The sequence below is a fragment of the uncultured Campylobacter sp. genome (genome assembly GCF_937997465.1).
Lineage (GTDB): Bacteria > Campylobacterota > Campylobacteria > Campylobacterales > Campylobacteraceae > Campylobacter_A.
In genome coordinates this window covers 1-9776 of record NZ_CALKTQ010000098.1, presented here as the reverse complement: position 1 = coordinate 9776, position 9776 = coordinate 1, and the positions used below count along the sequence as shown (strand labels likewise).

Genomic DNA, 9776 nt, shown 5'->3' with positions numbered 1-9776 from the left:
ACAGAGAAAATCGGGTATTTGAGCTGGATAAAATTTTGCATCTTAAAAAAAAGGACGATACCGCGATCTTCGACGGGCTTTTTGCAAAATTCGATTTTAGCGATACTTTCGATAGCCAAATTTTGGTGGTGCCGCGCGGGGAGTTTATCTTTGGCGCATCGAATCTCAAGCTGCTAAAAGATAGCCCCCATTTAAGCGCATCATTTGACGTTTATATTAACAATCTAGCCGCCGCCGCCTTTTTGCAGAACAAAAAAATTTTAGAAAATATGCAAACGATCACCGTAAATTTATTCGGCAAAACCGAGCTTTATCTGGGCGAAAACAGCCTCGTAATCGGCGTTGAAAATAGCGAAATTTTCAAATCCGCGCTGAGCTCGCAAAGCGCGAAGCTACTCGAAAGCCTAAATAAAATGATCGAGATCGCTAAAATTTTTGCTTATCTTAAAAAGCTCGGGCAGGTGGAATAAGAGCACTCGGTTTTGTAAATTTAAAACAGGGTTGTAGCGCGCGAAATAGAATTTACGATAAGGGATAAATTTAAAAAGGAGGGGCGCATTATGGATATAAACGAAATACAAGCTCAAACTCGCAGTATGCGCGCCCTATATGTCGAGGATGATAATGAGGTAAGGCAGCAGACCGCGAAAATTTTAAAACTATTCTTTCATCAAGTTATCGACTGCGGCGACGGGCGAGAGGGCGTCGATAAATTTAAAGCGAGCAAAGCGGGTATTGTTTTTACCGATATTAATATGCCGGGCATGAGCGGGCTTGAGATGTTGGAGCGGATCAAACAGATCGATCCTTCGGTAAAAACGGTTATATTCTCAGCTCACGACGAGTCTAAATTCTTCACTAAAGCCATATCTATCGGCGTGGACGGCTATATTCTAAAGCCTTTTACGACCGAGGATCTACTAAGCGTGCTTGAAAAAATCACGCAAAGTATCGAAACCAAACCCGCAAAGTTTATTTATCTAAGCGGCGATTTCGTGTGGGACAAGCAGAGATTGAGCTTATCCAAGGCGGGCGAAATTATCAAACTAACCAAAAACGAAACCTCTTTGTTGCAGTTGCTTTTAAGCTCTAGCGGGCGGATCGCAAGCGGCCTTGAGATAGAAAACGAGCTGTTCGAGGACTGCGACGAGTATGACGACAAACGGGTAAGAAATATCATATCCAGATTTCACCGAAAAATCGGCTACAAGCTGATAGAAAACATCTACTCGCAAGGATACAGAATAAAATGGCGATAGTGGACATCAAGAAAAACCATCAGAGATTTGAGACGATATTTTCAAATTCCGGCGTCGGCATCTTCATCGTGGACAAGAAAAGAAATATTATGGAGTGCAACGAGACCTTTTGTAAAATTTTTGGCTACAAATACGACGAGATCATCGGTAAATCCGCGCAAACCATACATCTAAGCGAGGAGAAATACCTGCATTTCGCAGACATCGCCTTTAATAAAGTAAGGAAAAATGAGGCTCTGCAGCTAAACTACGAGCTAAGGCACAAAAGCGGCAAAGGGCTGTGGATTAGAATTTCGGGCGACTCCATATCGGGAAACGACGAGGTGCTTTGGATAGTGGTGGACATTACCAAAAGAGTGATGGCGGAGAAGAAATTAAAGCAAAGCAGGCTGAAGGTCAAGCGGCTAAATTTAACTCTCAACCACGAGATCGAGGAGCAGCTAAAGCTCATAAGGCGCCAAGACGAGCAGCTGCAGTATCAATCAAGGCTCGCTCAGATGGGCGAAATTTTAAATATGATAGCGCATCAATGGAGGCAGCCGCTATCTGCTATCTCGGCTACGGCTTCGTATCTAAGCACTAGCTGCTTGATGGCTGATAAATTTGACAAAACCGCCCTTTTGGAGGAGCTAGGCAAGATCGAGCAGTATTCCAAGCACCTATCCGAAACGATCGACGAATTTAGAAATTTCTTTAAGCCCGCCAAGATTAAGGAGGTTACGAGTTTAGAAGAGCTTTGCAATATGGCGATAAATATCGCAAAAGCGATACTGCAAAATCAAAAGATTAAAATTTACGCGAAATACGGCTGCAACCAAACCCTGCTCACATATAAAAACGAGGTTTCGCAGGTTATTTTAAACATCATAAAAAACGCGCAGGACGCCTTTTTGGAAAGAAATATCGACGACGGCGTTATCGAAATTTCAACCTATATCGAAAAATCTTATCTTTGCTTAAGCGTAAAAGACAATGCAGGCGGCATCAAAAAGGAGATTGCGGATAAAATTTTCGATCTGTATTTTTCTACCAAAGCCAGTAAAAACGGCACCGGCATCGGGCTATATATGTCAAAGATCATCATCGAAGATCACTGCAAGGGCTCGCTCGTCGTAGAGAGCCTAAAGGGCGGTTCAAATTTCATAATCAAGCTTCCAAAATGAAGCTTTTCTGAGACAATTTAAAATTTAATCCAAATTTACGCTACAAATAAGCTGCACTCTTTTTATATAATTAACAAAGATTAAATTTTATGTAAGGAGGGAGCGATGAGCGAACCTGAAGACAAAATTTATCTGGAGGAGCGGAAGCTTGTTAGAAGATATTCTCCGCTCACATCGGTGCTTGTAAACACTCTGTTTTTGTTTGTAGTGTTTTACGCATCGTGGTGGATCTTTCAAGATCCTAGGGGACTGATGAGGATGTATACCCCTTACGTGGGATATATGTGGTGCAGATGGCTACTTGTAGTTATCATCTGGATCGCGTATATTTTTAACTTTTGGCCATTCAAAAGAGAGTGGCTCTATACGGCGGGGCCAGCGAAAAAGGGCATTATCTTTACAGTGATGGTGTTTTTTACCTTCTTCGTATTCTTAAAGATATTCTTCGAATTTATTCTAGGCGAGCTTGCCATATCGTATTTTAGTCCGCGAAGGCTTGCTGAGCTTGGCATAACTGATTTTTACGCTCTTGAGTACTCGGCACAGGCTATTTTGATGTTTGCCGCTATCGCGTCGTGGCTAAGTCCTTCTTGGGTGGTGGCTGCGGATAATTCGCCGTGGCAGAAGCTAAAGCAGCCCGTTAAAGGCTTTACTGTTTTTATCTGGACCTTTTTGCTAAGTATGATCGTGTATTTCGTATTTTTCCATTCGCAAATGGGAATTTTATTCGATCCGTGGCAAAAGTACACATCCATTACTCCGCCTTGGTGGCATAATTTCGCCGATACCGTGCACGGAAATTTCAATATCGCATGGATTATGTGCTGTACCGTTATGGTCTGGGTGTATGAAACTATCTGGGAGAGGTATCCTTTTAGCCTTATTAAGACAAATTGGCTTAGAAGGACGGCGTCGTTTTTCGGCATTATAGCGATGGCATTTTGCTTTTCATTCTTCTTTTACTATCTACAAGAACTCATCTGGGGCGTGCATATTAGAGGCGACAGGAGGCTCTTCGCGCCCGATTGGCGATGGCTGCACGTAGGTGAGATAGCTATATTTTGGCTGGTGCCGGTGCTGTTTATTAAATTTTACTGCAACAATGCGGTTAATAAATTTTCAAAGCCCGTCAATATCCTTCTTAGAACGATCATAAGCATGGTAGCAGCTATCGTCCTATACTATGTCTATTATCAAGTCTCGCACTTTTTGCTAGGTACTCAAAAGGGCTTTTCGCACCCGCAACAATTCCCTATGATTCCGATGATCTGGTTTATCAATGTAATGCTGATAAATTACTGGTTTATGGACGGCTGGCCGGGCTGGAAGCTTGCAGGCAAGAAAGAGGAAGCAGAGGAAGCAGGCGAGGAAGATGATTTTGGAAATAAAAATTCCATCAAAGGCTTGGTAGTGGGCTTTATCATAGGCGTGATCATCTATCTCGCCGTAGTTTATCTAGCGCCTGCCGTGGGCAATATGCTTACAATTTTTAAATAAAGGATCTGAGATGAATGAAGCTAGAAGAGATTTTATAAAAGGCGGTGCGGCGGGAATAGGACTTGGTGCGCTCGCATCGATGGGAGTGTTTTCATACTCTCCTGCGAGAGAATTTTTTCTTCCGGATGAAGTGCGAAAGATGACCGATTTCGGCGCGATTAAAAGCGTCGAGGTTACTAATATCTCCGAAACGAGCTGGTTTGACAACTCGATGCTGATGGGAGATATAAAAGGTGCAGGTGGACTGCTCGTTAATCAATATCTATTTAACTGGCCGCCGTTTGGTAACGGCAAAGGGCTTGCCAAAGGAAGCTACGAGGAGGGAATTTCGCAAATCAAACATCTTCTGCCGGATAAAATAGATGAGGCGTGGGAGGCAACCAAAAAACTCTCCGTAAATCCCGATAACGCTGGCGGCTACTCCGCCTTGATAGAGATAGAGCGTCTAAACGGCGAAAAGAAAAAATATCTGCTTGATTGCGGCTGGTCATATAAGTGGATGCACGAGTGCTTTAAGCGAGAAGGAATCGATAAGATGCTGCAAAGCGGCGAGATTGACACTCTCATAATGTCGCACGAGCACTACGATCACTTTTGGGCTTTACCCGTCGTTTTAAAGTATAAGCCCGACATCAGAATCATCATCCACGAGGGCTTTTATCCAGAAGGCAGACAATATATCAAAGATTCAGGCCATAAAGGCGAGCTTGTAGTGTTTAAAAAGGGTAGAAACGAGATTGAGCCCGGAATGTGTACGTTTTGCTACGACTGCCCTATCATTACGAGAGTTTTTGGCGAACAGTCGATCTTCGTAAACGTCAAAGACAAAGGTCTTGTGAGTATCACGGGCTGCTGCCATCAAGGCATCATTACTTTTTCGGACTCCGCACATAAGGAGCTTAAGTACGACAACGACCAACTCTACGGGCTTTACGGCGGACTTCATATCTCGCCGTTTGACGACTGGGATCCAAAATACGACGATCTGGTTATCGGGCTGAAAAGATGGAACTACCAGGTCATGGCGTGCAACCACTGCACGGGTCTGCTGACCGTGCAAAAATTCGTCCGCGAGGGCTATCCGATCGTAAAGGGCACGGCTAGATTTAGAACCAAAACATCCGATTATCTGGGCAACGGCGACAAGGTTAAATTTGGATAAAAACATGGAATTTCAAGATATTTTCCCTTTGAAATTTAAATACTCGTTTGAGGATTACAGATCGCTTATGAGATGTATATTGATGAAATCTCTTTACGATAGCGACGTAAAATCCTCAAGCAGGTATCAGGGGATGTATAAGGGGAACTATTTTAATGAATGCTGGAGCATAAAATTTGGCTTTTATAGCGGAATTTACGGCATCGTTTTGCGAGAGGTGAAAGATGGCGCAGGCGTATTTGAGCTTTATTATTTTCCCTCCGCAAACGACGAACTGCTCGGTAGCGTCTCACTTTTTGAAGCCGTTTTGGCTGGGGAGCCGGACTTTTTGGCAAAGGTGCGAAATTTCTCCGCGCACGAGGAGCTTTTAAATAATTTCTGCGTCGCTACGATCTACTTAAAGCCGCAAGAGCGAGGCATAGCGCTATCTTTTAAAACAAAGCCCAGAGATAGGTCGTACGCAAAGGACGGCGTGTGCGTAGAGGGCAAGCAGATCATCGCAAAAGAGGGGCTCGATAAAAATTTCCCCTGCTTTAGGGTATCGCTTGCGTTTATGAACTTTTTGCATATCGCGCTTTGCAAAATTTACGAGCCGCGCTACGAGAGCTTTGAAATTTACAAAAAAGCGGCTCGCGCCGTGATCTACGACAAAGAGCGCAACTTAGAAATCAAAGCAGATCCGCTCTGCGGCGAAATTTTTGTAAATTTAATCTACGGCGAGGACGCGGGTGACGGATGCTTTAAATTTAACGATAAATCCTTTAAGAAGCTGCCAGGCTCGGCGCCTTTGTTTAAATTTTTGCTGCGCTTAGCCAAAGAGGATAAAAAGCAAATTTTTATGCAAGGCGGCGAGCGGCCGAATTTTTTCATCATCACCGGTTATCTGGGCTCGGGCAAGACGAAATTTATTCAAAATTTCATCGAGCACGAAACGGCGCAAAATAGATTTACAGGCATCATCCAAAACGAGATCGGTAAGATCGGCCTCGACGGCGCGCTGCTGGACGCCAAATACGCGCTCGTAGAGATCGACGAGGGGTGCGTTTGCTGCTCCATGGCGGGGCAGATCAAGCTCGCGATCTCGCAGCTCAAGCCCAAAAAGCCCGACAGCATCGTGCTTGAAACCACCGGCGTCGCCAATCCTTTCAATATCTTAAGCGAGCTAAACGAGATAAAAGACGCGGTCAATCTATGCGCCATCGTCACAGTCGTCGATGGGGCGAATTTTTTAAAAGAGCGCGGCAGATCAAAAATAATGCTCGAGCAGATCAAGGCCGCCGATGTCATAGTGCTCAATAAAATCGATCTGATCTCGAGCGAGCAAAAGGAGCGGATACGACAAGCTTTGATCCAAAACAACCGCTGCACCGAGATATTCGAAACGGTTGGCGCCGAGCTAAATCCAAACTATCTGCTCTACCGCCAAAGCGACACCTCCTATATGGCGTCCGTCCTGCTCGAGGGCAAAATGCATACTACGCACGAAGACGAGGGGATAGTCTCGTTTAAAAAAGACCTTCCCGAGGGCATCGATAGGCAAAATTTCATCAAATTTATGAGCGACATACCGGAAAATTTTTACCGCATAAAGGGGCTTGCAAGCTTCAAAGATGATGAAGCGCAATACGTCGTGCAGTTCGTAGGCGGCAAATTTGAGATAACGCCTTTTAGCGACCGCAAACGCTGCGATAATTTTTTGGTCTTCATCGGGCGAGGGATAGATGAAAGCGCTTTCTCGACCGAACTTTTCAGGGCATAGAGGGTAAACTTGTGTGTATTTTGAACGACGATGCAGCATGACTTTATAAAAACGATAGAATACCGCCGCCAAACATTAAATTTAAACACAAGTTGACTCGAACTCTTGCGGTAAATTTCCGGAATTTATCACTACGCTAGGATTGTATGTAGTGTATAGTTTGCCATTGAAAAGTCCTTTAGGTAATTTGTTTTACTTTAAAACGTTATCTCAAAACATCCTCAAGCGCGGTTTTTAGATCGCTAAATTTAAAGCTAAATCCGCTTTTTATCAAGGCTTGCGGATAGACTTTCGCACCCTCAAGCAGCACGACGGATCCCTTGCCAAACATCAAATTTAACGCAAATTTAGGCACTTTAAAAAACGTCGGTCGCCCCAAAACCTCGCCTAAAATTTTAGTAAATTCGCCGTTTGTGCTAGGTTGCGGCGAAACGAGATTAAAAACGCCGCTTTGGCGGTTTTGCAAGGTAAATTTAAATGCCTCTAGCAAATCAGCGATGTGAATCCAGCAAAACGCCTGCTCGCCGCTACCGATCTTGCCGCCAAGACCGAGCCTGAATGCCGGCAACATCTTAGCCAGCGCGCCGCCTCGACCCAGCGCCACGCCTAGGCGAAATATCGCCGTTTGCGTCCGCGCTTTGGCGGCCTCGCTCTCCCACTCGCATGCTAGCTCGCCCAAAAATCCGCGGTCAAATTTGACCGAGCTCTCGTCGTGACCAAGGCCATTTTCGTAGATGCCGATAGCCGAAGCGCTGATGAAAAATGGCGGATTTTCTAGCTCGTTTATCGCGCCGACTAGCGCGCGAGTCGTCTCTATCCTGCTTGCGCGAAGACGCTTTTTATAGGCCTCGCTCCACCTTGCGGCGATAGAAGCACCCGCTAAATTTATAACCGCATCGCAGCCGCCGATGAGATTTTTGAGCGCGACTTTGTCGGCGTAGACAGCTCGCGGTATGGCTACGACCTCGTGACCTTGGGCCCTAAAAAATCTGCAAAGCTCGCCGCCGATAAATCCGCTTGCGCCGTTTACGGCTATTTTCATATTTTGCCTTTTTGATAAATTTGCTTTTATGCGTGCGGTCAAATTTGATGCGGCGCAGGGTTAAATTTGGCGTCAAATTTAACGCCAAAAGCCAAGCCGTTTCGCTTAAATTTGACATTTAAGATCGGGGCTTAAATTCGCCCGTCAAATTTACTTTCTAAAATACTCTTTCACGCCGTTTTCGCCATCTATCTGCGAGCGTAAATTCTAGCGCGGCGAATAAATTTTACTGACACCCTTCGCATTCGATTGAGCGGTCTGTGACGTTGTTTAGCTTCTCGCTATCGGGGCTTTCGGAGCGTAGATAGTAGGTCGATTTTAGCCCTAGCTGCCACGCAAGCGTGTAAATTTCGCTCAGATAGCCGCCGCTAGCTTTGTCTAGGCTCATGAAAATATTTAGGCTCTGGCCCTGGTCGATCCACTTTTGGCGGATGGCGCCGGCACGCACGAGCACGCGCTGATCTAGTTCATAGGCAGGCGTATAGAACTGCCACGTCTCAGGGCTGAGATTCGGCACGACGTTTGGTATCATGCCGCTTAGATTGTGCTCAAACCACTTGCGCTTATACACGGGCTCGATCGTCTGCGTGGTGCCTACGAGTATGCTGATGCTCGACGTCGGCGCGATCGCCATCAGATAGCCGTTTCGCATACCGTCTTTTTTGACCTTTTCGCGCAGTTTGCTCCAGTCGCAGGCGTTCTCGTCAAACAGCCCGCCTCTGTCGTTTAGAAGCGCTTTGGCGTTTGCGTTTGCCGTGTCGATAGGCATCACTCCCCTGCTCCACTTTGAGCCTTCAAAGAGTGGATAAACGCCCTTTTCTACTGCCAAATTTGAGCTGGCGTAGATGGCGTTGTAGCTTATGTTTTCCATCACGCTATCGATGAGCGCTAGGTGCTCGTAGCTGCCCCATTTCACGCCGCGCTCGGCTAGCATCTGCGCCTCGCCCATAACGCCAAGGCCGATCGAGCGGGATGCTAGGTTGGTGTGTTTGACTTTTTTGTGCGGGTAGAAATTTAGATCGATGACGTTATCTAGCATGCGTACGGCGATCGGCACGACGCGCTCGATGTCCTCTTTTTTGTTGATTTTGCTTAAATTTATACTCGCGAGGTTGCACACGGCGGTTTTGCCCTCGACGCTTTCTTTTTCGACGATGAAAATTTGCTCGCCGTCGATGCTATCGAGTGCGCTTAGTTTTTTGGCTTTTTTGGTTATACCGCTATCGACCGTGACGTCTTCTTCTTCGTCAAATAGCCGCTCGGAGCCGTTATCAAACGTGATCTTGATCTTGTAGTAGTTTGGTTGTGTATTTTGGAAAATTTCGGTGCATAAATTTGAGCTTCTGATTATGCCGTCGTGGTCGTTTGGATTGGCTTTGTTTGCGTTATCTTTAAAGCACAAAAACGGCATGCCCGATTCAAAATAGCTAGTTAAAATTTTCTTCCACAGCTCCTTTGCCATGACGACGTTTTTTTGGATCTTTTCGTCGTTTTCGTATGCTAGATAGCGAGCCTCGAATGCTTCGCCGTATAGATCGCACAGATCGGTAACCTCTGCTGGATCAAAGAGGGTCCAGCGAGCGTTTTCTTTGACGCGCTTCATGAAAAGGTCGTTTATCCAAAGCGCAGGGAATAGCTCATGCGCTCTGCGGCGCTCCTCGCCCGAGTTTTTGCGTAGATCGAGGAAATCGCTCACGTCCATGTGCCACGGCTCGACGTAGACGGCTATCGCGCCTTTTCTCGTGCCTAGCTGATCGACGGCGACGGCGATGTCGTTCGTAACTTTTAGAAACGGGATGATGCCGCCGGCCGCGTTTTTATGTCCGTCGATGCTGCCTCCCATAGCGCGCACCTTGCACCAGTCCCAGCCGATACCGCCCCCAAATTTGCTAAG

At 46.0% G+C, this 9776-nt stretch carries 8 protein-coding genes; 6 read left to right on the top strand and 2 right to left on the bottom strand.

Annotated elements, in window-relative coordinates:
- From Q0546_RS02965 to Q0546_RS02940, 6 genes are all read left to right on the top strand, one after another.
- Positions 1–470, top strand: a 470-nt coding sequence (locus tag Q0546_RS02965; RefSeq protein ID WP_298790394.1) for a DUF3137 domain-containing protein, incomplete at its 5' end; no start/stop codon positions are given.
- A 90-nt stretch (positions 471–560) separates the two neighbouring features.
- Positions 561–1259 (top strand): response regulator, encoded by a 699-nt coding sequence (locus tag Q0546_RS02960; RefSeq protein WP_298790392.1) that lies wholly within the window; start codon positions 561–563, stop codon positions 1257–1259.
- On the top strand, positions 1250–2422 hold the full coding sequence (locus Q0546_RS02955) for a PAS domain-containing sensor histidine kinase (protein WP_177387308.1): 1173 nt from the start codon (positions 1250–1252) through the stop codon (positions 2420–2422). The genes Q0546_RS02960 and Q0546_RS02955 overlap by 10 nt, the downstream gene beginning before the upstream one ends.
- Positions 2423–2527: 105 nt before the next feature.
- Positions 2528–3919: a hypothetical protein gene (locus tag Q0546_RS02950; protein WP_298790389.1), complete on the top strand. Its 1392-nt coding sequence runs from the start codon at positions 2528–2530 to the stop codon at positions 3917–3919.
- A 10-nt stretch (positions 3920–3929) separates the two neighbouring features.
- Entirely contained in the window at positions 3930–5081 is a 1152-nt protein-coding gene (locus Q0546_RS02945; RefSeq protein ID WP_276708735.1) for an MBL fold metallo-hydrolase, read from the top strand.
- Complete coding sequence (locus Q0546_RS02940) at positions 5074–6840, top strand: GTP-binding protein (protein WP_298790382.1); 1767 nt, start codon at positions 5074–5076, stop codon at positions 6838–6840. Before Q0546_RS02945 ends, Q0546_RS02940 begins: the two co-directional genes overlap by 8 nt.
- 205 nt (positions 6841–7045) lie before the next feature.
- Here the strand turns inward: Q0546_RS02940 and Q0546_RS02935 are convergent, their stop codons facing one another.
- Both Q0546_RS02935 and Q0546_RS02930 read right to left on the bottom strand, forming a co-directional pair.
- Positions 7046–7882, bottom strand: a complete 837-nt coding sequence (locus Q0546_RS02935; RefSeq protein WP_298790380.1) for a TIGR01777 family oxidoreductase — start codon at positions 7880–7882, stop codon at positions 7046–7048.
- A gap of 226 nt (positions 7883–8108) precedes the next feature.
- On the bottom strand, positions 8109–9776 hold a 1668-nt coding region (locus Q0546_RS02930; protein ID WP_298790378.1), incomplete at its 5' end, for a ribonucleoside-diphosphate reductase subunit alpha.